The following is a 25059-nucleotide window of genomic DNA, read 5'->3' as shown; positions in this document are numbered from 1 at the left end:
GACAATGTATCATCACACAGAGTAATGGCAAACGCCTGTATATGATTTTACTTTGATATTGTCTCTATAATATGAGGGACAGACAGCTGTAAAAAAACCCCGAAATCGGGGTTTGATAGCTAAATCGTAACGAAAATAAATTGTGCGTGCATGTTGTTGTCGATAAAGGCGACAGCAACTGGCGTAAACAGTACCGATGAGTTAGTGGATAGCGCTTATATAGTCAGACAATACGCGAATGTCGCGGTCTGATAGCTTAGAGGCCACTGTTTGCATCATGCCCATTTCGCCTTCTTTTGCCGCATCGTTGACACGCTTTTGCTCATCACTATCGATGTCATCAACACGGCCTGCGGCACGGAATAATTTTAACTGAGTGGCGATATATTGAGCGTGCTGACCACCTAGACGTGGAAATGCTGCCCATTCATTACCAGCAGCATCTGGACCATGACAACCTGCACAGCCAATGATACCGCGTGTTTTATCACCACCTAAGAAAAGCTTGGTTGCTTCTTGGTTGGTGGCAGGATTACCAAAACCCACGCCCCAAGGTGCTTGACTGGCATAGTAACCGGCCACATTGGCCAAGTCCTGCTGAGATAAGTTTGCCACTTGCGACTGCATGATACCATTTTTACGGTAGCCCGCTTTAAAGTTGACCAACTGTTTGTAGAGATATTTTACGTTTTGACCGCCTAAATTAGGCTGCGCAGGAACCACACTAACACCATCAACACCATGACAAGCGGCACAAACGGTTTCTGCAACTTGCTTACCGGCGTTAATATCATACTCAGGAACAACAATAGCAGCTTGTACGCTGAAACTTGCAACGCATAAGCTGGCAGCAGCGATTAACTTTTTCATTGATACAAATCCTACTAGCTCGGCGTAAGCATTATTTAGAGTGATTGTACTAATAAGATACCCAGTATAAGCTGCCCTTTTATTAACAAAGCAGACATGTATTTTAAGGTCTTGGAGACAAGCAGTCTGAAAGTACTTACTATCATCAGGGTTTATTTTTAATTATTATAGCAAGACTTTGCAGGATTTGCCTACTTAATCGTCATATCCGCCAGTTTTTCTAATGCTGTACTAAAAAATCACTTAAATAAAAGTGTGCAAAAACACCTGTGCTTTGTCTTAATAATTCGGTGTCTTAATAATTCGGTGTTATTGATAAGGCCTTTATTTACTCATATAATCAATCAGCTGACGATAGTCATCATCGTCACAATTGCCGCACAGTCCGCCAGCAGGCATTTGACTCATGCCGCGCTTTACTGAATTGATCAGGGTTGGCATACCTTTTTGCTGTATAAGCTGTTGCCATTTTGCGCTGTCACCTTTTTTGATGGCATTTAACGCGCCACTATCGTGGCAGGCAGCACATGAGTTATCATAGGTCGTTGCGATATCTGCGGCTTGCGCGCTGGTCATCATGGCACTACTTGCTAATAGCCCAGTCAACAGTAATCCAGCTGCATTACCGATTAGAGTTCGAGGAGTTTGACTGAAAATCTTGGTAATTGAGAACATAGAACACCTCCATTTGATGTGTCATCCGTTTAATCAGCCCTTCGACCAAACGATGTTCATTCAACATATCTGAGTAAACATTGTAACAATGTATGTCATGGAAACCTAGACAAATAAAGTTTGGCTTTGGTAACGCTTTTTATGCCAGTGCTAGGGTCAATCACAGATGACATTTAATGTTATGCTGGCATTTATATGATGTTAATCACCGTTATTTCAATCAGTAAGACAGGTAATAGTATAGAATAGTCAGTATTCTAAAAAGATTGCTTTAAAGATTGTCTTGTTGTCTGCTGATGACCAAAAATCAATCCACACTCTCTATCAGTCCGTTTGTGTCCCTGATCTTTTTATCTTAATTTTGACTAGAACCATTACCCCATTAAAGATTTGCGACCGTATCCATTTTTTGAAGATTAATGAGCCATTTATGAGTACCCCGTTTACAGATGTTGCCGCAGAACACGCGTTGTTCAACACCAAGTCTCGTCAGAAAATTCAACAAACCGAATTTATGACATCAGCGCCTACCTTTCGTCTCTGTCCCCCTGATGTGGGTCTAGAGGTTGCTTTTGCAGGACGCTCAAACGCAGGCAAATCTTCGGCGATCAATGCCTTGACCAATCAGCGACAGCTGGCCCGCTCATCTAAAACGCCTGGGCGTACGCAGATGATTAACTTTTTTAGTATCGGCGATACTGATAGAAGATTGGTTGATTTACCAGGCTATGGCTATGCGGCCGTACCGCTTGAGATGAAAAAAGAGTGGCAAGTTGAGCTAGAAGAATATTTGGTTTCACGCTCAAGCCTTGCAGGGTTGGTGCTGATGACAGATATTCGTCATCCGCTAAAGTTTTTCGATGAGCAAATGCTACACTGGGCCAAAGATGGTGACCTGCCAGTACACATCTTGTTGACCAAAGCAGACAAGCTTAAGTACGGCGCTTCCAAAAACGCCCTTCTGAACACGCGCAAAAGACTGAAAAAACTGGGTTTGAAGTGTACGATTCAGTTATTTTCAGCGTTAAGAAAAGAAGGTCTTGATGAGTTGGCGGGCGTGATGGGCAACTGGTATGACTACCAGCTTAACGATGACAAACTTATTGAGACCGATCTTAGTGAGTCAGATGCTACTGACAATGATGCTACTGACCATAACGATACTGAAAACGGTGACAATAAACCGTCAGATATTGTGCAAAACATTGATAAGTAAAAAAGCGCTAACTAAGCAGCGTCTGTCATAAAAAAGGGTTTATCGTTATTTGCGATAAACCCTTTTTGATTAGTGCCTTTATTAAACAGTTATAGCTTTTTGCACTATCCGCATAATAAATCCGCTAAAGCTTGCGGCGTCTCTACTTGATAAGTGGGGTTCTGCGCAGCCAGCTCCGCACTTGATGCTGTACCGTAATTAACCGCAATACTGGTCATGCCCAGTTGCGTGGCCATCTGAATATCATAGATGCTATCACCAATAAAAACGGCGTCAGAAATCTGTTGCTGCGTATAATCTAAGATGTCGTTAAGCATCTGTGGATCAGGTTTTGAACCTGCCTCGTCCGCACAGCGTGTCATAACAAAGTAGTCATGGCTTTTGGAGGCATCCAATACCCGATCAAGTCCTCTTCTTTTTTTGCCCGTGGCAACCGCCAGACGTTTGCTTTGCTGTTGCAAGGTCTGCAGCATCGCTTCTATGGGCGCAAAGAAGGGCGTGCGATGACTATTAGGAATATAGTAATCGGCGTAGCTTTGTTGAATGGCCAGCTTTTGGGTATCGGTTGCTTGAGGATATAAAATCTCAATGCCATTCATTAGACTCAGTCCAATGATGTCTTGTACTTCCTTATCCGTCGTTTGGAAGCCATGCGCCTCGCCTGCTACATGCATGGATTCAACAATCAAGCCGATTGAGTCCATCAGCGTGCCATCCCAATCAAAAATAATCAGCGTTTTATCTGCTAAGAGATGCGAGTCTGATGATTGAGAGGGTTTCGCGGGTGCTCGATTAGGGGCGATAGAGGGTTCACTCATGAATTGACCTTAACGAATAGTGATAGTAAATAGTGAATACAAAAACGTCACGGCAAATTATTAGTGATTAATAATAAGGGATCGTGACGTTTAAGGAGATAGTTTTCAACAGAAGTAGCCTGTAGACAATGACTTCTACGTTTCAATCTTATTCAGGCAATTTGGTTTGCTCTGGTAACCAGTCTGCCATATCTTCTGGTAGCGGTGCAGTAATTGTCTCATAGCCTGGAATATCTAAGCGCCACGCATGTAGACACAGACGATGTACGCCTGATTTATCATGTACGTTATATTTATCATCACCCAAAATAGCGTGACCGATATGAGCCAAATGCACACGGATTTGATGGGTGCGGCCTGTTAATGGTTTGGCTTCGATCAAGCTAACTGACTGACCTGCCAGTGTAAAACGATTATGTACGACAATGTCCGTTTGGCATTCTTTGGCCTGTGGATCTTGCGCATCAACTTTGACACGGCGCTCGCCGCTCGCCAGCGTATAACGTAGTAATGGCGCATCAATACATTGCTCATTGAGCGCAGGCTGTCCTTTAGCAAGACATAAATAGTGCTTTTGAATGGTTTTGTCCACAAGATACTGCTGCAACGTTTTTAAGGCTGAGCGTTTTTTAGAAATCATCAATAGCCCTGAGGTATCTTTATCGATGCGATGTACCAGCTCTAGGTATTTTTTACCCGTCACTTCGCGCATGGCTTCAATCACCCCAAAGTCCAAGCCACTGCCGCCATGAACCGCAATGCCAGAAGGTTTGTTAAGAACCAGCATGCCTTCATCTTCATAGACCACACGTGCCAGTAAGCTGTTGGCAAATTCGGTGCTGATAATGGGTTTGTCGCGCGTTGCAAGCTCTACCGGGGCAATACGTACCACGTCTTCACGCTGTACTCTGTCATGCGCTTTACAACGTTTGTTATTAACGCGCACCTCGTCGGAGCGAATCATTTTATAGATATGCGATTTTGGTAGCCCTTTTAAGCGATTGAGTAAAAAGTTATCCAAACGCTGGTCGTGCTGATGGCGCGTGACTTCAAGATAGTTCACCTTGCCAAAATTGCTGATCTCATCGTCAGCGCTTTGCGGGCGTGTTTTACTATTGAAGATAGCAGGGGCTTCATGGATTGGTGCGTCGTCGGTCATTTTTGAGTTCGTCATTTTTAGTTAGGTATTTACACAAAGATTTGTTATAGTTTAGCATGTTGAGCGCCAATTAAGCAGAAGCTACAGCAATAATCATTGTTGTTTCAGATAGCCTATCCTCATTTTTACTACTAGTTGGTAAGATGGTATACGCTATATACCCTGTAAAGGTTGAACGTTTCATCTGATTTTAGGGCCTACGGTCTATTGGCATATATCACTTATAGATATTAATAGATGTGACCCCATAAATTGAAGTAACTGCATTGATTATAGTCAATTACATGAAATAATCAGTGCCATAAAATAAATAGTGATACTACATACTTTTGTGTTCATAGACTCAGCGTGAATAAGCAAGGCCAAGCGCCTGTTTGTTGACCGATAATGACACAACATTGACTCACCACCCGCATGACAACGACTTTACTGGATAACTATTTATTATTTAATAATTACTTATCTGATGGTCTTTTACGCGAGCGTCGTTGAGCAAGTATGGGCTGTTTAACGTTAGGATCGAGAAGTAACTCGATAGCTGCCTAAGTATTGGTGGCCAAACAGATGACAATAAATAAGATGTAAATACAGCACTGCCCCTATAAGTTTGGTCATGTATTCTGTTTGCCAAGTACGCCCCGCTGATCACCGAAGCTGCGATACTTAATGTTAAAACGCCCCAAATATTATTGACGTGACATTTGACAGAACGATAAATAAAGAGTAACCAATTGCTTCACCTAAATGGATAACCGCTGCGACACCTATTTTAGATAATAGACTTTGTAACAGCGATATTATTGCTAGACTTTGATGGATGGACTGCACCAGCACGATACTGCTTTAGTATCAGTATTTTTAAACCAGTAACTGACCGTCGCGCGCTTTTGTAACGTGCGCCGCCCAAGCTACCACCAGAACTTACTGATAATACAATAGTATGCTTATGCATTAATATTTAACCCAAGCCGACCAATAATAGGATAAAAATATAAATACATAGACTTACACCCTATTGCGTTTATATTCTCATTAGCGACATTACTCCTGCTAATCATTTTAGGTAAATAAGCCATTGAAAACCGACGTGTTTTATTAAACCCACCATTTACGTTTTACTGTTAATCACAATCCGTCAACGCTAATCTTACCATTAGCCATACTTGCCACCACGCTTGAAAGCCCATCTTGTCGTTGTTATGCGTACTCATAGGATATTAATATGAAACGCATCTTGATCAACGCTACTCAAAACGAAGAAATTCGTGTCGCCTTATGTAAAGGCAACCATCTATACGATTTCGACTTAGAAAACCGTACCCGTGAACAAAAAAAATCCAACATCTATAAAGGTCACGTAACGCGTGTCGAACCGTCACTTGAAGCCGTGTTTGTCGAATATGGCTCACAGCGTCAAGGTTTTTTGCCCATTCGTGAAATCTCAACCGAATACTTGAGTGGCAATCCACGTGATGAAAATATCAAAAAGCTGATCAAAGAAGGCGACGAGCTGATCGTTCAAGTCGAAAAAGAAGAACGCGGCAACAAAGGCGCTGCATTATCGACTTATGTATCATTAGCGGGACGCTATCTGGTATTGATGCCAAACAACCCTCGCGGCGGCGGCATCTCTCGTCAAATCTCAGGCAAGCTGCGCGAAGACATGAAGCGTATGCTCAGCAATCTTGATTTACCAAAAGGCATGAGCGTCATCATTCGCACGGCTGGTATTGGCAAAACGCAAGAAGACTTGCAACATGATTTGAACCATTTGCTCAACATTTGGCAAGCCATCCAAGAACAAAACCAAAAATATCCGTCGCCACGTTTGGTGCACCAAGAAGCAGGCGTCGTTACCCGTGCTGTCCGTGACTATTTGCGCGATGATATTTCTGAGATTTGGATCGATAACGAAAACGCTTACATCGAAGCGGCAGGTTTCATTGACGCCGTCATGCCAAAACAAGCGGAAAAATTGCGCAAATATACCGATTATGAGCCAATGTTTTCACGCTTTAATATCGAAAAACAAATCGAAACGGCGTACCAACGTGAAGTGCGTCTGCCATCAGGCGGCTCAATTGTTATTGACCAAACAGAAGCGTTGGTTTCTATCGATATCAACTCAGCCAAATCGACCAAAGGCTCAGACGTTGCTGAGACCGCTTACCATACCAACTTAGAAGCCGCAGATGAGATTGCACGCCAACTGCGTCTGCGCGATATGGGTGGTTTGATCGTTATCGACTTTATCGACATGAACGACAATAAGCATCAAAAAGAAGTTGAAAAGCGCCTGATTGATGCCACCAAATACGACCGCGCGCGCGTACAGTTTGGCGATATCTCTAAGTTTGGTTTGATGGAGATGAGCCGTCAGCGTCTGCGTCCGTCATTAGAAGAATCAACGGGTTATATCTGCCCGCGCTGCCATGGTAATGGCATGATTCGTGATTTGCGCTCCTTGTCACTATCCATCATGCGTCAGATTGAGCAAATTGCGTTAAAAGAGCGTCAAGGTGAAGTACAAGCAGAAGTACCGACTGACATCGCCGCCTTCTTATTAAATGAAAAGCGCGACAGCCTCGTATATCTTGAACAAGACAGCGGCACTCGTATCACGATTTTACCGCATGCACACTTAGAATCACCGAACTTTAAGCTGCACTTTAACCGTGACGGTTTTGCTCCATCGAGCTATGAGCGTATCACGGATACCCAGCAGCAAGAACACAGCGATCTTGGCTATAATGTGGATTGGCAAACTGCTGAAAAAGAACGTCCAGAACAACAGCCAACGCGTCAGCCACGTCAAACGCCAGACAATAAATCTGCTGTTAAGCAAACCGATACCGTTGACCATAGCAATGATCATCGCAACCACAAAAACAATGGTTCGTCTAATGCTACTCAGCAATCCGGCCAGCATCAAAGTGTTGCATCAGCGCCAGTAGCAGCGCAACCTGCCAATAGTCAGACGACCGCACAGCCACAAGCGGTTGCCTGGCTGTCTAACCTGTTTGCTCAAGCGCCGCAAGCCACCACCACACCAAGTGTCAGCAGCCGTGATGCCGCTGAAGCCATCGAAGCGCTGGTCAATACGGGTGCGCAAAGCTTAGGCTCATTTGGACAAGTGGATAGCAATGCGTTGCACACTGCTGCCAATAATGCACCAGTCGCTCAACAAAACGATCAGCAAAATGACCAGCAAAAGAATGACGCTGGATCGTCGGACAACAATGCCAATTGTCAGCAAGCACGTCGTCATTCGGACAGCGATACGGATGATAGCAGCAATGAAGACAGAAGAAGACGTAAGTCGCGCAAATCGAGATCTTCTAAGCCGCGCCAAAGAAAAGAGCAGACAGATGACACCAACAACGAAGTAAATAGCAATACTGACAGCCAAGCTTCAAATGATGGCGATGATAAGCAGTCTGGTCATCAAGATAAGCGTCAGCAAGACAACAGACGTACGAATGATCGCAATCGCAACAATCGTCAAGACAGTAATCGCCAAGACACTAATCGTCAAGATAGCAATCATCAGAACAACAAACGCAATGCAAATGAGCGTAATGACTCTGAAGACAAAAACGATAATGCAGCCGCTGAGCAGACTCGAACTAAGCGCAAATCACATAGTCAACGTGGCTCACGCGGGAAACTTGAGCGCGGCGAGACACTAACCGCTGAGAATACACAGCAACATCAGCAGACAGCGACAGAGGGCAATAGCAATAAGAACACTTCGGACAAGCGCCGCAATCAAGACCCTAATGAGGTCGTGTTGCAAGTCAATGAAGCACCAGCTGTTCTCAAGTCTCCAGAAGTTGTGCATTTGTCTCTAGATGACAGCAAATCTGCCCCGACAAAACATCAACTGGCTCAACAAGACTCAGTGAATGCTCTATCAAAAGACGATGCAACGACAGAAGTTAGCAATCAACAACGTGCCGATCAACAGCGTACTGATAAACAAAGCAAAGACGTAAAAAGCGCTGTTGAGCAAACTGCTGAGCCAAAAGTGACGGACAAAGGCGCTGCAAAAACTGATGAGTCTAAGCTTGATGAAGCTATATCTGGTGCGTCTAAGTCTGGTGAGCATAAGTCTGGTGAGCATACGTCTGATGAAGCTAAGATAAAAGCTACTGAGAATACGGTACAAGAGAGTGCTTCTAAAACCGAGCCTAACCCAGCGGAAAAAGAAGCTACGCTAGACACAGCAACGCAGTCACCTTCTGAGCAGACAGCGGATGCTCAAACGGATGTGTCAGACGCAAAAGTGCCTGAAGTAGCAACTGTTGAAGCATCACCAAAGCATCCAGAAGCAAGCAATACGACTGACGTTGACAAGCGTGAGGGTGTAAAAGATGCTCAAGAAAATAGCACGAGCAACATTAGTGGTTCAGCGCTACAACTGACCCATGAAGTCTTGTTTGCCACGCGCTACGTGACCGCTGAGAAATTTGGTCAAGCCAGTAACGACCCACGTGTGGTGCGTCGTCAGCGCACGCAAGCACAAACCACTCAAAAGCCGCAAGCCAATGAGCAAGCCGCGATAAGTGTCCCAACTATTCGTGGTACGGTTGGTGAGTTCATTCGTGCGACGCTGCCAGACGCGCAAACGCGCTTAGATGAAAACGGCGTGATTAACTGCTTCATCGAGACGATTGCTCTATATAAAGCAAAAGTACAGCAGGCTGAAGAAGTTGCCAACACCGATAGCGTGGTGACCAATACAGAAGCAAGTACAGAAGCCAGTGAGGCGTCTGTCGATCAGAGCTTTAACTTTAGCAACTATGGTTATCAGCCTTTGACTATTGATTACCTAGCGCGCTTTGAGACAATGACACAAGCTGTCAGTAAGTTTGCAGCGCCGCAAGGTAAAACGGATGTTGAACCACGCGCTGTTGGCAAACGTGCCAGCAACGATCCTCGTGGCCAGCATCCTGATTATCAAGAGTCAGCACACCTAAGCGCTGCTCCTGAACAGGACGCTGAGACAGACGTTGCCAACGAATCAAGCACTGAGTCGCCGCACACTGGGAACGAAGTTGATGCGCATGATGTGGCGGCAACTGCTCTGACCAATCAAGCACAAACAGAGGGTGTCAGTAAAGATAGCGAACAACTTCTAGAAGCAGACCAAGCACAAGCATCATCTCAGCAGTCTGAGGCTGAAGATGCTGACGCTCAAAGCGCAGCGGTTGAAGCAGCGGTTGAAGCAGCGGTTGAAGCAGCGGACACTATGATTAGCGAGGAACAAGCCGATGCTGTCACAGAGGTTGAAGCTGATGCTAAAACCGAGCAACTAACCAAAGAAGAAAGTCAGGCTGCGAAGTCAAAAACTACGATTGCCAGCTACAAGAACATGATTGAAAATGTGGCGGAGCAACTGTTACCACAGACAGGTATGTTTAATTTGACCACGCCAAAAGTGCCAAAAGCGCGCACTCGCAAGCCTAAAGTCGATCATAAAAAGCCAACCCAAGCTGAAAAGCTAGAGGCAAATGACGTAAACGATGTAGATGGCGATAGCTAGTTCTATAAGCTTAAGCCGAAAGGCCCCAACATTGAACACAATGTTGGGGCCTTTTTTATTGGACTACTGTCAGTTTTTCTATGGTCAGCTTAATATATAAAAGATAGGCTATTAATGCGCAGATGAAGCGTCACCGTCTTTATTCCGAAGTTTACTAATGATGGTCATAATAGCAACGATTGCCGCACCAATGATGAAACCGATAGCACCATTTAGCAGGGTGGTCGTGATGCTTTCAAAAATACCAGTCAAATGAGCAATGTCTTCTACGCCATGGTGCAAAAAGTCAACACCATGAACCAAGATACCACCACCGACCAAGAACATCGCCAACGTACCAACGACAGACAGAATTTTCATCAATTTGGGTGCTGCTGCAAACATAAGCTTCCCCAGCTTTTGTAAAAACTTGCCGTCTTGTTCCATCAGATGTAAACCCGCATCATCTATCTTGACGATACCGGCAACCAAACCATAAATACCCACAGTGATACCGATGGCCAAAATACTTAGCACCAAGCTGCGCTCCAGCAAAGTAGCAGTGGCTGTTGATCCAAGGACAATCACAATAATTTCCGCGGACAGGATAAAATCCGTTCGTATGGCACCGTTAATTTTCTGCTTTTCAAAAGCAACCAGATCGACCTTTTCATCGGCATTGGCTTCTCGACGCGCATTTTGCTCTTCATCGTGTGGCAAGATGTGCGGCCAGAATCGATGGATGACCTTTTCTGCCCCTTCATAAACCAAGTACAAACCACCACACATCAATAAAAAGGTGATTAAAGGCGGATAAATGGCACTAATCAATAGTGCTGCTGGAACTAAAATAAGTTTATTAAAGAATGAGCCTTTAGCCACCGCCCAAACCACCGCCAGCTCACGATTGGCCTTGACACCAGAAACTTGCTCAGCATTCAGCGCCAAATCATCGCCCAGTACCCCTGCGGTTTTTTTGGCAGCGACTTTGGTCATGACTGAAACATCATCTAAGATCACACTGATATCATCAAGTAAGGTTAATAAACTGGCACCTGCCATATGGGCTCCTTAAGGCAAAATTTTGATTAAATACGTTGTAAGTGTCTGTGATAAGAAATCTTATCAAAACACTGTCTTAGCTGTAGCCTACCTAGACGAGCAGCAACATTACATAGTACAAATGTATCTTACGTTTAAATGACCGTCTGTCGGCATTTTGACCATAATTGCTTTTATTTATGTTGTTCACCGATGTGCCGCTGGCTGTTATTTATCACAAATATGGTAATATAGAGGCTATGACACTCTACCTTTTATTATCAATAAGTTATAAAAACGCTTTCACAGTTTTTAACGTATCAACGATACGCCTTACCAAGTACAAAAATTAATAGCGCTTTTTTAGCGCGAATTCATGATTAGACGTGCTGTCTATAGGAAACCGTTATGCCCTCTTCACTCAGCAAAAATACCCCAGCTCGTCACCGTTTTTCTCGAAGCGCCCTATCTCGTTGTATGATGGGTGCCTTATTGGTGATTATTGCCGCTGGTTGTTCCAACAACGCGGCAGACGCTACGAGCAATACCAGTGTGGTCGGTGGCGCAGAGACCAATGTTAGTCAGGTGAGTTCTGCTAAAAAAGTCAGTGCGGCGACTGTAGCAGCGGATAGTGACCCAGCCGTGGTAGAAGCGCTACAAGCAAACCTAAAAGCTTCAGGTATCGAAGAGACCATCGTGTCAGCAGTGCCCACTGAGATGGACGGTATGTACTGGGTCACCGCTGAAGGGTTGCCATCATTTTTTACCGATAAGTCTGGCAAGCATATCATTCAAGGCCAAATCATTGCCGTGGGTGATGGTGCGCCAGTGGATATCAGTGCCTCATTGGTGGCTAATACCGCAAAAGAAGCCCTCAGTGCTGTGGATAAAAAAGAGATGATCATCTATCCAGCAAAAGGCGAAACCAAATCTGTTATTTATGCCTTTACCGATGCCGATTGTGGTTACTGCCGTAAATTGCATGAAGAGATGGCGGATATCAATGCGCGTGGTATTGAAGTACGTTACCTCGCTTGGCCACGTAGTCAAGAATCAGTGCCCAAGATGGAAGCCATTTGGTGCAGTCAGGATCGCCGGGCGGCAATGGATCAAGCAAAAATGGGTGCCAACATTCAAGCGCCTAGCTGTGCCAATCCAGTACAAGAACACATGGCATTAGGCGCAAGATTGGGCGTACGCGGTACACCTGCCGTCTTTACCGAAGCAGGACAGCAAATAGGTGGCTACCTTCCTGCTGCAGAACTGGCACAAGCAGCAGGCGCCAATTAATACCTGCCATCATGATTGGATAGAGTTTACTGTTCAATCGTGAGGGCGGCATAAATGCAGACATCACAATTGGACATTACAACTGCCAGTGTAGACGTCACAACTGCTTGTCGATATGATACGATAAAGCGCTAAGCAAAATCAGCGGCACACTTTTATTTTGGTCTTTTCATTCAACGATTTTTTATTCAACCTTTTGAGGATACTGTGAGCAACTCCATCAAACTAGCGATACTTGGTCTAGGCACCGTCGGAACGGGCGTGGTCAATCTAATCAATGACAACTTAGGTGAGCTAAAACGCCGTAGTGGACGTGATATTATCATTACCGAAGTGGGTACACGTCGTCAGCGCGATGATATTGACTCCAATATTATTCAAAACAGTGACTTAATGGCGGTTGCTGAAAGTGACAACGTTGATATTATTATTGAAGTGATTGGCGGTACTACCCTCGCAAAAGACGTCATCATACATGCTATCAAACACGGCAAGCATGTGGTCACTGCCAATAAAGCGCTATTGGCTGAGCATGGCAATGAGATTTTTGCGTTTGCTGAGGCCAACCAAGTCCATGTCGCTTATGAAGCGGCGGTGGCAGGCGGTATTCCTATTATTAAAGTCATGCGTGAAGCATTGGCTGCCAATAAGATCGACTGGTTAGCGGGTATCATTAATGGTACGGGTAACTTTATCATGACTGAAATGCGTGATAAGGGTCGACCGTTTGCCGATGTGCTGACTGAGGCGCAAGAGCTGGGTTATGCAGAAGCAGATCCAACGTTTGATGTTGAGGGAATTGATGCCGCGCATAAATTGGCATTGCTGGCCTCTATTGCTTTTGGTATCCCTCTACAGTTTGACAAAGTTTACTGCGAAGGTATCACTGGCATTACCTTGCAAGACGTGAACTATGCTGAAGAGCTTGGCTACCGTATCAAGCACTTGGGCTTTGCAGTACGTCGTGTAGGACAAGAGCATGCTGCTGCAGGTATTGAGCTACGAGTCCACCCAACCCTAATCCCGCAAGATGCTTTGCTGGCTAACGTCAATGGCGTAAAAAACGCCGTACTGGTCAACTCGCATCCGCTTGGACAGACGCTTTACTGCGGTGATGGTGCTGGCGCTGGTGCCACCGCTTCTGCGGTAATGGCTGATGTCATGGACTTGGTTCGTGTGCTAGGCAGCAAAGATCAAGACGATCAAAGCAACAGTGATCAAAAAAACCACGGTCACCATGTGCCGCATTTGGCGTTTATACCTGAACAGTTATCAGACACCCCGATTCTGCGTGCTGAGCAGATGACGACTGGTTATTATCTGCGCGTCCATGCTTATGATAGTCCAGGCGTATTGGCAGATATTACTCGTATCCTGAGCGATGCTGGTATTAATATCGATGCCATTTTACAAAAACCTGCCCATAAAGTAGGTCAAGTGCCCGTGATTATCCTAACGCTGCCTGTGATCGAAAGTCAGATGAATCTGGCCATTGAAAAAATCGAAAAATTGGATACCATTACTGATAAAGTAGTACGCATTCGCTTAGATGAGCTGGCTTAAAGCACCACTTTAATAAACCAGTTTTAGCAATTCGTTTTTTTGTAAGCTAGGCAAATGCTTGCCAATAAAGATTGATAGTGAACCAACCCTTATCTTCACTCTATGTGATGTACTTTCATTTAAAATACGTAAATAAGGAATAATAACGATGACAAATGATTCAATTGTAATTTTAAACGGCGCACGTACCCCGATGGGTGGCTTTCAAGGCGCTTTAAAAGACATGAGCGCAACCGATCTTGGCGCGGCAGCTATTAAAGCGGCTGTTGAGCGTTCAGGCGTTAGCGTTGACAATATTGACGAAGTAATCATGGGCTGTATCTTGACCGCAGGTTTGGGTCAAGGCCCTGCCCGTCAAGCAATGCGCAAAGCAGGTCTGCCTGATGCCACGGGTGCGGTCACCATCAATAAGCTCTGTGGCTCAGGCCTAAAAGCCGTCATGCAAGCGCATGATGGTATCAAAGCCGGTAGCTTTAATGTGGCGGTTGCAGGTGGTATGGAGTCGATGACCAATGCCCCTTACATCATGCCAGGTTCGCGTGGCGGTTACCGTATGGGACATCAAGAAGTCAAAGACCACATGTTCCTAGATGGGTTAGAAGATGCTGAAACTGGTAAGCTAATGGGCAAGTTTGCTCAAGAAATGGCGGATGAAAAAGGCTACACGCGTGAGCAGATGGATGAGTTTGCTATCGAATCGCTGAATCGTGCGCTAACTGCGATCAAAGATGACCATTTCAAAGACGAGATCGAGCCTGTCACCTTTACCACCCGTAAAGGCGAGCAAACGGTAGATACTGATGAGCAACCCGCCCTTGCCAATGCTGAACGCATCCCGACTTTGCGTCCCGCTTTTGCTAAAGACGGTACCATTACTGCGGCAAATGCCAGCTCCATCTCTGATGGTGCGGCGGCCGTTGTGGTCATGAAAGAGTCACAAGCAAAATCAGAAGGTCTTGATTACTTAGCGCGCATCGTTGCTACTGCATCAAACTCTCGTCATCCAAGCGAGTTTACCGTTGCCCCCATTGGCGCGATTGAAAAAGTCTTGGCGGGTGCTGACTGGTCAGTAGAAGAAGTTGATCTATGGGAAATCAATGAAGCCTTTGCCATGGTCACTATGGCAGCGATGGATGAGCTCAACATTGAGCACAGTAAAGTCAACGTTGAAGGCGGCGCATGTGCCCTTGGTCACCCAGTTGGCTGCTCAGGAGCTCGTATCCTTGTCACACTTATCAACTCCTTAAAGCGTACTGGTGGCAAAAAAGGGGTCGCTACTCTATGTATTGGTGGCGGTGAAGCCGTTGCCGTTGCTATTGAATTACCATAAATCTAACTACTGCTAAAAGGTTATAGATTTAATCCAATATACCTTTTAAGACATTTTTAATGCTTGTTCTAAAAACCGCAGAATTATTCATGCTGCGGTTTTTTTGTGCCTTCTCGCTTTTAAATAACTCAAAACATTTCATGATGTAAAATCGCGTTAACTTATACCCCCTGCTATGTTATGCCACTTACAGCCTATTACACGCAATTACTCCAAGCCCACACTTTGCTACCTTGCTCATATATCTCATCTAAAATCTCGGTGTTACGATAATCACAAGTTGAGGTAACGGCTAGACCTTAAGTTTGTAGAAAGTTATAAACCACTTTTTAAATAACTGCTGTTATAGCATTTGTTTAATCGCAAACTTAAATTATAAATATTTTTATACTCAAACAATAACTATTACTTACTCACTCATAAAAAGGAAGACAATAATGAGCCAACTAATTCGATTAAAAGACATCCAAGCCACTCACCGTGATCTTATCGGTGATGACTATTATGATCCAACAAACAAAACTGCTTACGGTGTTAACGAAGAAAAAATCGGTAAAATCGAAGGCGCTTTGGTAGAAGATACCACTGGTCGCATTCGTTACTTAATCGTTGATGCAGGCGGTTGGTTCAGCTCAAAAGAAGTGCTTGTACCAGCAGGTCTGGCTCGTATCGTAGGCGATGACGTATTCTTTGACAGCTTGACTAAAGATCAAGTAGAAGCCATGGAAGTCTATGACCACGACTATCAGTACAGCTACAAAGAGCAGTACGAAAAAGATCGTCAAGCATTTACAGCAGACACTATTCCAGTAGAAGATCGTATGGAAGTGGCAGACCATGCTTATGACGCGCCAAACACGTTAGAGCTATTAGAAGAGCGTCTGACCGTCAATAAAGACCGTATCGTAGCAGGTCTTGTAAAAGTCGGTAAGCACGTTGTTACTGAAGAGCGTAATGTCGATGTAGAGCTAGAAGAAGAGCATGCAAACATTCAACGTACCAATGTTGATCGTCCAACAGATCGCCGTATCGGTGACATGGACGTTAACGAGACCGTTGAAGTACAACTAGAAGCAGAACGTGCTCGCGTTGGTAAAGACACTTATGTGGCTGAAGAAGTCAATGTAGGTAAAACCACCGAACGTCATACTGAAACAATCGTCGAAACTATCCAGCGTGAAGAGCTAGATATCGATAACGATGGTAATGTCGTTGACCGTGAAGGCAACATCGTAGACCGTGATGGTATTACTGCTGAAGATGTACGCCGCGCTCGTGGTATGTAATCAGCACATATGTCACATCTGCTGTAGAGAAAATCTACACAGACTCAGTTAATTAGAAAAACAATGAACTGTGACCATAGTGAGCAACTGAATCTTTTGATTTAGTGATTAAGACCAGAGCCTTTCTCTGGTCTTTTTTATGGTTTATCCTTTAATATTTATCGATATTATGATGCTAGTACTTAAATTTTAAGAACCATAACGTTTTAGCGATAGATAAATTCTAAAGACAACGATACCGTCTTTTAAAAGTATGACAATCAAATAATAATAAGGAAATCACGATGACTATCGACAATAACAATCCTTTATCAGCGAATGATATAGACAATTCCCAAAACTTATCAGCAGAAGAACGCTTATTAAACAATCAAAGAAAGGCAACAGATAAGACAGGACAAGGTGGTTATTTGGAGCTACTAGAAGAGCGTCCTGTGATCAATAAAGAGCGCTTAGACGTGGGTAAAGTCACCGTGACTAAGCACACACGTACCAAAACCATCGAAGTACCGATTGAATTAGTAGAAGAATATATCACCGTCCGCACTGAGTTTCGTGATGCTGAAAGTCAAGACTTACTCTCAGGCAATTATGATGAAAAAGAAGTACTCCGTCATGTCGAGCCGTCATTAGACAGCAAAGCCGTCATTACGATCAATGATAAGCAGATTGAAATTGGCGATGAGCCTATTGATATTGTGTTATCGCGTCAAGTAGCCACCGTTACTAAAGAGACTTATGCTGTCCAAGAAGTCAATATCAGCAAAACCGTTCATACCCATACTGATAGCATTCAAGTCGCGCTTAAGCACGAAGAGCTTGATGTGACAGAAGAAGGCTTTTTAGACCACGGCAATGGCACTACTTACGATAAATAGTGCTTTGATTATAAGTCATAGATAAGCGTCTTCTCTTTTGAAAGTGCTAAAAAAAGCAACGCTTACGTTGCTTTTTTTATATCGGACTTTTTTAGACATTGCACAGAATTGTACTCTATACAGAACGATTTAAGGTTTCCCTTATACTGCGCCCTCTTCCGTCTTTTTACATTCATAAGTACTGACGTTTTCAGCATCTGCGCCAGCGGTACGCATCACACCAGTTTCACGATCTTGATGAGCCACACGCCATTGTACAAAACCTGTGCCGCCTTCTAGCGCATTATCAACTTCGAATACTTCAGGATTGGTGGCATCATTGGTCTTCATCAACGTGACTGTGCCTTGCGGTGTGCCGATAACCACTTGATTGTCTTCATCTTTGTAAGTCGCTTCCACTTGCAATTCAGGCGAGCATGAATAAGTAATTTGATTCACAGCAGTATTAACAGAGGCAACCGTATCGCCTTCGACTTCGTTAAGGGAGGGGTCTTGCGTATCAACCAAGACGTCATTAGGTTCTGCAGGCTCAGCAGACATAGGTACGGATTGCTCCTCACTAATACTGTCCTCAAGACTTGGTTCCGTCTCTTGCTGCTGCTGACAAGCACTCATAGTCAGAGCACAGGCCAGCAAGCCTGTCAAAGCAATCGGAGTACGCCGCTTTTTTAATAATTCTAATCTCATAACACTCTCCCAAATAAATATGTTAATTACTATAGCGTGTCCACAAATGCACGCCTATGTTGAATTTGTAAGTAATCGCTACAAAACCAGCCCGCGTTTTAAAAACCTAGCTGTGCCTTCCTCATACGCCTACAAAAAAAGCCCCTATCTGTTTTAGATAAGGGCTTTTTATCATAGCTTAACCATTTTTGCTTAGCAATATTTAGATTTTCCCATGGCATTGCTTATACTTCAGTCCCGAACCACAAGGACAAGGCGCATTACGACTGATATTCATACCCGCATAAGGGTTTGGCTCATTACTGCTGCCAGCGGCTATGGCACCGGCGGCCGCAACACCGCCACCTAGCGTACGGTTTTGTGGTTGAGGCTGCGCGGCTGGCTTATTGTCTAAGTTATCAACGTCATCGTGCTCGAACTGCATCTGCATGTGCGCGGCATTCTCACGTTGCTGAGCTTCCAAGGCTTCTAGCTCTTCTTTGGTCGGAATATGGACACGTGATAAATCTTGTACCGTCTCAGACTTAATAGCACCAAGCATCATTTGGAACAACTCAAACGATTCGCGCTTATATTCCTGCTCAGGGTTTTTCTGTGCATAGCCGCGCAAATGAATACCTTTACGTAGCTGATCCATCTGCGTCAAATGCTCTTTCCAATGCTTATCTAGGCTTTGTAGCATAAAGTGACGCTCAAGCTGGGCGGCATCTTTTTCGCCCATTTGATCACGGCGATCATGATAACGATCAAGAGCGGTTTGAATGATTTTTTCACGCAGTCCTTCTTCATCCAAGCGGCGATCTTCATCCAACCAATCGTTAATCGGCATTGAGATTTTGAACTCATCTTCAAGCTCATCTTCCAAGCCATCAACGTTCCATTGGTCATCGACAGACCCTGGCGGTATAAACTGGCTGATCATGGCGTTATAAACGTCACGGTGCATCATGTTAATGGCTTCGAGCAAATCCATCTCTGCCAGTAGATCATCACGCTGACCATAGATCACTTTACGCTGCTCATTGGCCACGTCATCGTATTTTAGGAGGTTTTTACGGGCATCGAAATCGCGGCTCTCAACTTTACCTTGCGCGTTCTCAATGGATTTGGAAACCATTTTATGTTCAATGGCTTCGTCTTCTTTAAGACCCATCGCCCGCATCATGTTGACCACGCGGTCGCCTGCGAAAATACGCATCAAATCATCTTCAAGCGATAAGAAGAAACGCGACATACCAGAGTCACCCTGACGACCGGCACGACCACGGAGCTGATTGTCAATACGGCGTGATTCGTGACGCTCAGAACCGATGATATGCAAGCCACCAGCCGCAACCACTTGGTCATGTTTTACTTGCCATTGCGCTTTGAGACGCTGCATCTCTTCTTTACTGACGGACTCTGGATCTTCAATAAATGATTGCCAGTTACCACCAAGGATGATATCGGTACCACGGCCTGCCATGTTGGTCGCGATCGTAACTGATTTTGGGCTACCCGCTTGCGCGATGATTTCAGCTTCACGCTCATGCTGCTTGGCATTTAGGACGTTATGTTTGACGCCTTCTTGATCGAGCAAGTATGACAACTCTTCACTGGCTTCAATCGTCGCTGTACCGACCAAGACTGGTGCGCCTTTGGCTTGGATTTCTTTAATCTCGCGAATGATGCCTTTATATTTGCCCAACTTCGTTAAGAAAATCTGGTCATCCATATCGATACGAGCAATCGGCTCATGCGTTGGAATCACGATGACATCTAAGTCGTACGTTGATTTAAATTCTGCCGCTTCGGTGTCAGCGGTACCCGTCATACCAGACAATTTGTCATAAAGACGGAAGTAATTCTGGAATGTGGTGGTCGCAAGCGTTTGGTTTTCGGCCTGAATCTCCACGTTTTCTTTGGCTTCGACCGCTTGATGTAAGCCTTCTGACCAGCGACGACCGGGCATGGTACGGCCCGTGTTTTCATCAACGATGACCACTTCACCATCATCAACGATGTAGTGAACGTTTTTGACAAACACATGATGGGCACGAATGGCCGCTTGTACGTGTGCCAATAGCGGCAGACGGCTTGGGCTGTATAAGCTTTCGTTTTCACCAAGTTCGCCCACTTCGATTAAGAAGCGCTCGATTTTTTCATAACCTTTTTCACTGATTTCGATCTGGCGGTTCTTTTCATCGATCCAAAAATCTTCTTCTTCGTTATTCTTGTTGGCTTCTTCGTCTTTTGAACGTATGAGCAAAGGAATGATGTTATTGATCAGCGCATACATGCGTGACGAATCTTCGGCTTGACCTGAAATAATCAGCGGCGTACGGGCTTCATCGATTAAGATAGAGTCAATCTCATCGATGATACAGAAGTTTAGTGAGCGCTGCTTTTTTTCAGCTAGGCTAAAGACCATGTTATCGCGCAGGTAGTCAAAACCGTATTCGTTATTGGTACCATAAGTAATATCAGCTTGATAAGCGTCGATCTTTTCTTGCGGCGGCTGCTGAGAGTAAATGACCCCAACGGTCATGCCCAAAAACCCAAATAAAGGACGGTTCAACTCAGCATCACGCGCCGCCAAATAGTCGTTGACCGTCACCAAATGCACGCCTTTACCGCTGATGGCATTTAAGTACATGGCCAAAGTACCCATCAGGGTTTTACCTTCACCCGTCTTCATCTCAGCGATTTTGCCTTCGTGCAAGGTGATACCACCGATCAGCTGCACGTCATAATGGCGCATACCATTGACACGCAAAGACGCTTCACGGCAGACAGCAAATGCTTCTGGCAATAGAGAATCTAAGCTTTCGCCATCTTGGTGACGTGCCTTAAACTCTGCCGTTTTTTGCTGTAATTGCTCATCAGATAGGGCTTGTATCGCAGCCTCTTGTGCGTTGATCTTGCTGACCACCTTGCGCATACGCTTGAGTTCGCGGTCGTTTTTGGTGCCAACGACACCGCCGATAATCTTTGATAACATAATTTTTTGACCTATGGAAATATTCGATAATTAGTGCGCATTAGCCAACGCTCAGCTTGTCGCCTTGTCATCATCCGACTAAGTACTATCTAATAAAGTAACGCCTAATGAAGTATCGCCCAATTAAGTGTGACGTCATTATATATGGTTATGGCGCTGATGGATACAAGAGCAGTGGCCAGATATTTGCCGACGTAAAAAACCAGCAAGACGTGTTAAAATAGTCGTTACCTTATTAAATTTACTCGTTTTTTCTATTGTTTGATTTGCGTACTGTGATGCCTCTTTACTCAAGTCTACTTGTTAGTACTCAACTGAGATGTGCTCAAACGACACCTTGTAAGCGTTTACTAAGCCCTGACTGGTATAAATTTTCCTTGCTTGCTGTGCCTTCGCAGACATAGCCTTCGCAGACATAGCTTTCGTAAATAGCCTTCGTAAAATGTATACCAGTCACGTTGAGCTTTTTTTCTACTGCCCTAACGATACCTATAAAAAACCCATCTAAATATCATAAGAGATCCTGCATGACCGCTAAGCCATTTGCTCCAAACCCTACTGTCTCAAAAAAAGTCTCAAAACCTGCGCCATCAGAATACGCCTTATCAAAAAAATCTGTTTCTGATCTATCCCAATCTGATCGATTGGTGATAGGCGATGCCGTGTACCACTTAGCAGATCACACACCAATGATGGTGCAATACTTGACCATGAAAGCCAACTATCCGCAAGCCTTGCTGCTCTACCGGATGGGTGACTTTTATGAGTTGTTCTTCGATGATGCCAAGCGCGCTGCCCAAATATTGGACATTACCTTAACCCGCCGCGGTACGGACAAAGCAGGTAATACCATTGCGATGGCGGGTGTGCCTTTTCATGCAGCAGACAGCTATATGGCGCGCTTGATTGCGGCTGGGCAAACCGTGGTGGTCTGTGAACAAATCGATGAAGCAACGAGTAATAGTAACGATGACACTGACTCATCCCTTCCCAATATAGGCAATAAGCAGAAAAAAGACAAAAGCAAATCGGGTGCTGGTACGATCATGCGCCGTGAAGTGGTCAAAACGTTGACCGCAGGGACGATCACGGATGATGCCTTGATCGCACCCAATCACACGCCTACTGTGGTCGCCATCGATATTGTCATCCCAACGTCAAAAACAAGCAGCAAGCAACCTTTGCAAGCGGCGATCAGTCAACTGGATTTGGCCGCGGGCACGCTCACAACACAAACACTAAGTGCGCAACATGGAGACAATGAATCGCTGCAAACCCAAATGCTGACGGTGTTGGCACGTTTTGCCCCGAGTGAATGTATCATCAGTGAAACCCTTTTTGACAAAATTGGCGAAGACTGGATGCTGTGGGTACGCCAACATCTTGACTGCCCCATCATAGAAGTGGCGGCCAACGACTTTCATCGTGAGCATGCCACCGCCACATTGTGTCAGCAATTTGATGTACAGCGCCTCGATGGGCTCGGTATTGGTAATGACTCGCTCAGCCAAACCAGCTGTGCCGCGCTTATTCATTACGCGCAGCAAACTCAGCAGCGTCATGTGCCCCAAGTGAATCAATTGATCGTCGAGCACAGTGATGATTACTTAATCATCGATGCCAATAGTCAACAAAACCTTGAGTTGTTTGCGCCTGTTAGTAGCAATGGTACGTCATTGATATCAGTGCTCAATCACTGTCAAACCCCAATGGGACGACGCTTACTTGTGCAGCAAATGAAGCGTCCACTCAGGCAGCATACCCGCATCAATTTGCGCTTGGACGCGATAGCCAAACTGCTCACTATAGATACTCAACCTGACCATATTAAGCAGCCTAATCAAAAGCTGATTAAACAAAAACAGACAGATCACGCACTCGTGATGAATTTGCGCGAGACGCTCAATGCCATTGGTGATATCGAGCGTATCAGCAGTCGTATTGGTTTGATGAGCGCCAAGCCTCGCGACTTGCGAAAGCTGGCTGATGCTATTGCCAGTAGCGACCATCTCACCACTCTACTGACAAATTCTAGCATCAGTAGTGATGAGACGGGTTTATTATCAACGCTCATGCAGCAACTGCCTGCTCAACTACCCGCCGTACAATCTGTCGCTGACTTGATTGAGCGCGCTATTGTCATAGAGCCACCTGCCCATATTCGTGATGGTGGCATGATAGCAGCAGGTTTCGATGAAGAGTTCGATCGCTTAACGCATCTGCATGACAATATTCAAGTGACGCTAGATGAGATGGTCGAGCGTGCGCGACAAGACAGTCAGTTGCCCAGCCTCAAAGTTGGTTTTAATAAAGTGAGTGGCTTTTATTTTGAATTGCCAAAGATGCAAGCAAAAAACGCCCCTGCTCACTTTATCCGTCGGCAAACGCTCAAAAGTAGCGAGCGCTTTATCACTGATGAACTAAAAGACGTTGAGACTGAATATCTAAGCGCACAAACGCTAGCATTAACACGTGAAAAGCAACTTTATCAAACGCTATTGACCACGCTCAGCGGGCACTTAGCGGAATTGCAACAGCTCAGCGCGGCTGTGGCACAAATAGATGTGCTCAGCAATTGGGCACAGCTTGCCGTCGATTATCACTGGCAGCGTCCCGTCATGAGCACTCATTCAGACAATGCGCGCTTAAACCCGCAGTCAGATCACCATGACAACCAAACCAGTATTTGTATCAAACAAGGTCGCCATGTCGTTGTCGAAGCCGCATTAAATCCTGCGAATACCGACCATAAAAATGCCACGATTCAATCCGCCAACCATTTCGTTGCCAATGACTGTGTGCTCGGCTATACCCATGATACTAACCGTTCTGATGAAAAAGACCAGCCTGAGCGACTGCTCATGATTACGGGGCCGAATATGGGTGGGAAATCGACCTACATGCGTCAAACGGCGCTGATTGTCTTACTCGCACATTGCGGCAGCTTTGTGCCCGCAGCAGAGGCCTATATCGGCGATATCGACCGTATCTTTACGCGTATTGGTTCAGCCGATGACTTGGCTGGCGGTAAATCCACCTTTATGGTTGAGATGATAGAAACGGCCAATATTTTAAACCAAGCAACCGACAAGTCGCTGGTACTAATGGATGAAGTCGGGCGCGGCACCGCCACCACTGACGGTCTGGCCATCGCTCATGCTTGTGTCAACAGACTGGTAGAGATTGGCTGCCTGACGTTATTTGCCACCCACTACTTTGAGCTGACACAATTGGCACAGAGTCATAAAAACCAGCATGCCAATATTCGTAATGTGCATGTGGCAGCCAGCGAAGTCGATGGTCAACTGCTGCTGTTGCATCAAATTAGAGAAGGCGCTGCCAGCTCCAGCTTTGGATTACACGTTGCCAAAATGGCAGGTATCCCCGCGCAGGTACTCAATGATGCCAAGCGTTATTTAGTCGATCACTTAAATAGCGACGCGCTAAAGGCGAATCACACCAAAGCCATTGATGACAAAAATGACTTAGTTAAGTCAGTAACGGATAAAAGCGGACAGCCTCATCATGATGAAGCAAACAAAGTAAATGCAGTATCTATTGAGCAAGATCAAGTAGTGATTGACATTCCACAGCAAAATCAGTTATTTAGCTTACAAGATGAGCTTAGTGCCATAGATCCTGACAGTCTAACACCCAAACAAGCCCATGACTTACTGTATCATCTCAAAAAAATCATTAGTCACTAAAGGGAATTGTCAAATAGTAGTAAAGGCGCTAAAAT

At 45.0% G+C, this 25059-nt stretch carries 15 protein-coding genes; 8 read left to right on the top strand and 7 right to left on the bottom strand.

Annotated features, from left to right (window positions below; all coding sequences use genetic code 11):
* Positions 1-201: 201 nt before the first annotated feature.
* Both AAJP47_RS05820 and AAJP47_RS05815 read right to left on the bottom strand, forming a co-directional pair.
* Positions 202-870, bottom strand: coding sequence for a c-type cytochrome (locus AAJP47_RS05820; protein ID WP_346716954.1), 669 nt, complete (start codon positions 868-870; stop codon positions 202-204).
* A 324-nt stretch (positions 871-1194) separates the two neighbouring features.
* Positions 1195-1545, bottom strand: coding sequence for a c-type cytochrome (locus AAJP47_RS05815; RefSeq protein WP_346716953.1), 351 nt, complete (start codon positions 1543-1545; stop codon positions 1195-1197).
* A 430-nt stretch (positions 1546-1975) separates the two neighbouring features.
* On the opposite strand from AAJP47_RS05815, the gene yihA reads away from it, so the two are divergent.
* Complete coding sequence (gene yihA / locus AAJP47_RS05810; RefSeq protein ID WP_346716952.1) at positions 1976-2761, top strand: ribosome biogenesis GTP-binding protein YihA/YsxC; 786 nt, start codon at positions 1976-1978, stop codon at positions 2759-2761.
* Positions 2762-2865: 104 nt separating this feature from the next.
* On the opposite strand, the gene AAJP47_RS05805 is transcribed toward yihA, so the two are convergent.
* Positions 2866-3579: an HAD family hydrolase gene (locus tag AAJP47_RS05805; protein ID WP_346716951.1), complete on the bottom strand. Its 714-nt coding sequence runs from the start codon at positions 3577-3579 to the stop codon at positions 2866-2868.
* A 148-nt stretch (positions 3580-3727) separates the two neighbouring features.
* Positions 3728-4738: an RluA family pseudouridine synthase gene (locus AAJP47_RS05800; RefSeq protein WP_346716950.1), complete on the bottom strand. Its 1011-nt coding sequence runs from the start codon at positions 4736-4738 to the stop codon at positions 3728-3730.
* Between the two features lie 1222 nt (positions 4739-5960).
* Between AAJP47_RS05800 and AAJP47_RS05795 the strand changes: the two genes are divergently transcribed.
* Positions 5961-10283, top strand: coding sequence for an Rne/Rng family ribonuclease (locus tag AAJP47_RS05795; protein ID WP_346716949.1), 4323 nt, complete (start codon positions 5961-5963; stop codon positions 10281-10283).
* Between the two features lie 111 nt (positions 10284-10394).
* Here the strand turns inward: AAJP47_RS05795 and AAJP47_RS05790 are convergent, their stop codons facing one another.
* Complete coding sequence (locus AAJP47_RS05790; RefSeq protein ID WP_346716948.1) at positions 10395-11324, bottom strand: DUF808 domain-containing protein; 930 nt, start codon at positions 11322-11324, stop codon at positions 10395-10397.
* 387 nt (positions 11325-11711) lie between these two features.
* On the opposite strand from AAJP47_RS05790, the gene AAJP47_RS05785 reads away from it, so the two are divergent.
* From AAJP47_RS05785 to AAJP47_RS05765, 5 genes are all read left to right on the top strand, one after another.
* Positions 11712-12593 carry a DsbC family protein gene (locus tag AAJP47_RS05785; protein WP_346716947.1) on the top strand — a complete coding sequence of 294 codons (882 nt, stop codon included), beginning with the start codon at positions 11712-11714 and terminating at the stop codon, positions 12591-12593.
* Positions 12594-12800: 207 nt separating this feature from the next.
* The gene (locus AAJP47_RS05780) at positions 12801-14156 is read left to right on the top strand and encodes a homoserine dehydrogenase (RefSeq protein ID WP_346716946.1); all 1356 of its coding nucleotides are present in this window, start codon (positions 12801-12803) and stop codon (positions 14154-14156) included.
* Between the two features lie 148 nt (positions 14157-14304).
* Positions 14305-15486: a thiolase family protein gene (locus tag AAJP47_RS05775; RefSeq protein ID WP_346716945.1), complete on the top strand. Its 1182-nt coding sequence runs from the start codon at positions 14305-14307 to the stop codon at positions 15484-15486.
* A gap of 437 nt (positions 15487-15923) precedes the next feature.
* Positions 15924-16772 carry a DUF2382 domain-containing protein gene (locus AAJP47_RS05770; RefSeq protein WP_346716944.1) on the top strand — a complete coding sequence of 283 codons (849 nt, stop codon included), beginning with the start codon at positions 15924-15926 and terminating at the stop codon, positions 16770-16772.
* A 284-nt stretch (positions 16773-17056) separates the two neighbouring features.
* Positions 17057-17650: a YsnF/AvaK domain-containing protein gene (locus AAJP47_RS05765; protein WP_346716943.1), complete on the top strand. Its 594-nt coding sequence runs from the start codon at positions 17057-17059 to the stop codon at positions 17648-17650.
* A gap of 141 nt (positions 17651-17791) precedes the next feature.
* Here the strand turns inward: AAJP47_RS05765 and AAJP47_RS05760 are convergent, their stop codons facing one another.
* Both AAJP47_RS05760 and secA read right to left on the bottom strand, forming a co-directional pair.
* Positions 17792-18337: a hypothetical protein gene (locus AAJP47_RS05760; RefSeq protein WP_346716942.1), complete on the bottom strand. Its 546-nt coding sequence runs from the start codon at positions 18335-18337 to the stop codon at positions 17792-17794.
* A 202-nt stretch (positions 18338-18539) separates the two neighbouring features.
* Positions 18540-21317, bottom strand: a complete 2778-nt coding sequence (gene secA, locus AAJP47_RS05755; protein ID WP_346716941.1) for a preprotein translocase subunit SecA — start codon at positions 21315-21317, stop codon at positions 18540-18542.
* A gap of 527 nt (positions 21318-21844) precedes the next feature.
* On the opposite strand from secA, the gene mutS reads away from it, so the two are divergent.
* On the top strand, positions 21845-25024 hold the full coding sequence (gene mutS / locus AAJP47_RS05750; protein ID WP_346716940.1) for a DNA mismatch repair protein MutS: 3180 nt from the start codon (positions 21845-21847) through the stop codon (positions 25022-25024).
* Positions 25025-25059 lie beyond the last annotated feature (35 nt).

The organism is Psychrobacter halotolerans, from assembly GCF_039680845.1.
GTDB lineage: Bacteria > Pseudomonadota > Gammaproteobacteria > Pseudomonadales > Moraxellaceae > Psychrobacter.
This window is presented reverse-complemented; position numbering and strand designations above follow the sequence as displayed.

Bases quoted from the DNA above. Each gene is read 5' to 3' on its own strand.
- AAJP47_RS05820 (WP_346716954.1), bottom strand. From the start codon at position 870: ATGAAAAAGTTAATCGCTGCTGCCAGCTTATGCGTTGCAAGTTTCAGC.
- AAJP47_RS05815 (WP_346716953.1), bottom strand. From the start codon at position 1,545: ATGTTCTCAATTACCAAGATTTTCAGTCAAACTCCTCGAACTCTAATC.
- yihA (WP_346716952.1), top strand. From the start codon at position 1,976: ATGAGTACCCCGTTTACAGATGTTGCCGCAGAACACGCGTTGTTCAAC.
- AAJP47_RS05805 (WP_346716951.1), bottom strand. From the start codon at position 3,579: ATGAGTGAACCCTCTATCGCCCCTAATCGAGCACCCGCGAAACCCTCT.
- AAJP47_RS05800 (WP_346716950.1), bottom strand. From the start codon at position 4,738: ATGACCGACGACGCACCAATCCATGAAGCCCCTGCTATCTTCAATAGT.
- AAJP47_RS05795 (WP_346716949.1), top strand. From the start codon at position 5,961: ATGAAACGCATCTTGATCAACGCTACTCAAAACGAAGAAATTCGTGTC.
- AAJP47_RS05790 (WP_346716948.1), bottom strand. From the start codon at position 11,324: ATGGCAGGTGCCAGTTTATTAACCTTACTTGATGATATCAGTGTGATC.
- AAJP47_RS05785 (WP_346716947.1), top strand. From the start codon at position 11,712: ATGCCCTCTTCACTCAGCAAAAATACCCCAGCTCGTCACCGTTTTTCT.
- AAJP47_RS05775 (WP_346716945.1), top strand. From the start codon at position 14,305: ATGACAAATGATTCAATTGTAATTTTAAACGGCGCACGTACCCCGATG.
- AAJP47_RS05770 (WP_346716944.1), top strand. From the start codon at position 15,924: ATGAGCCAACTAATTCGATTAAAAGACATCCAAGCCACTCACCGTGAT.
- AAJP47_RS05765 (WP_346716943.1), top strand. From the start codon at position 17,057: ATGACTATCGACAATAACAATCCTTTATCAGCGAATGATATAGACAAT.
- AAJP47_RS05760 (WP_346716942.1), bottom strand. From the start codon at position 18,337: ATGAGATTAGAATTATTAAAAAAGCGGCGTACTCCGATTGCTTTGACA.
- secA (WP_346716941.1), bottom strand. From the start codon at position 21,317: ATGTTATCAAAGATTATCGGCGGTGTCGTTGGCACCAAAAACGACCGC.
- mutS (WP_346716940.1), top strand. From the start codon at position 21,845: ATGACCGCTAAGCCATTTGCTCCAAACCCTACTGTCTCAAAAAAAGTC.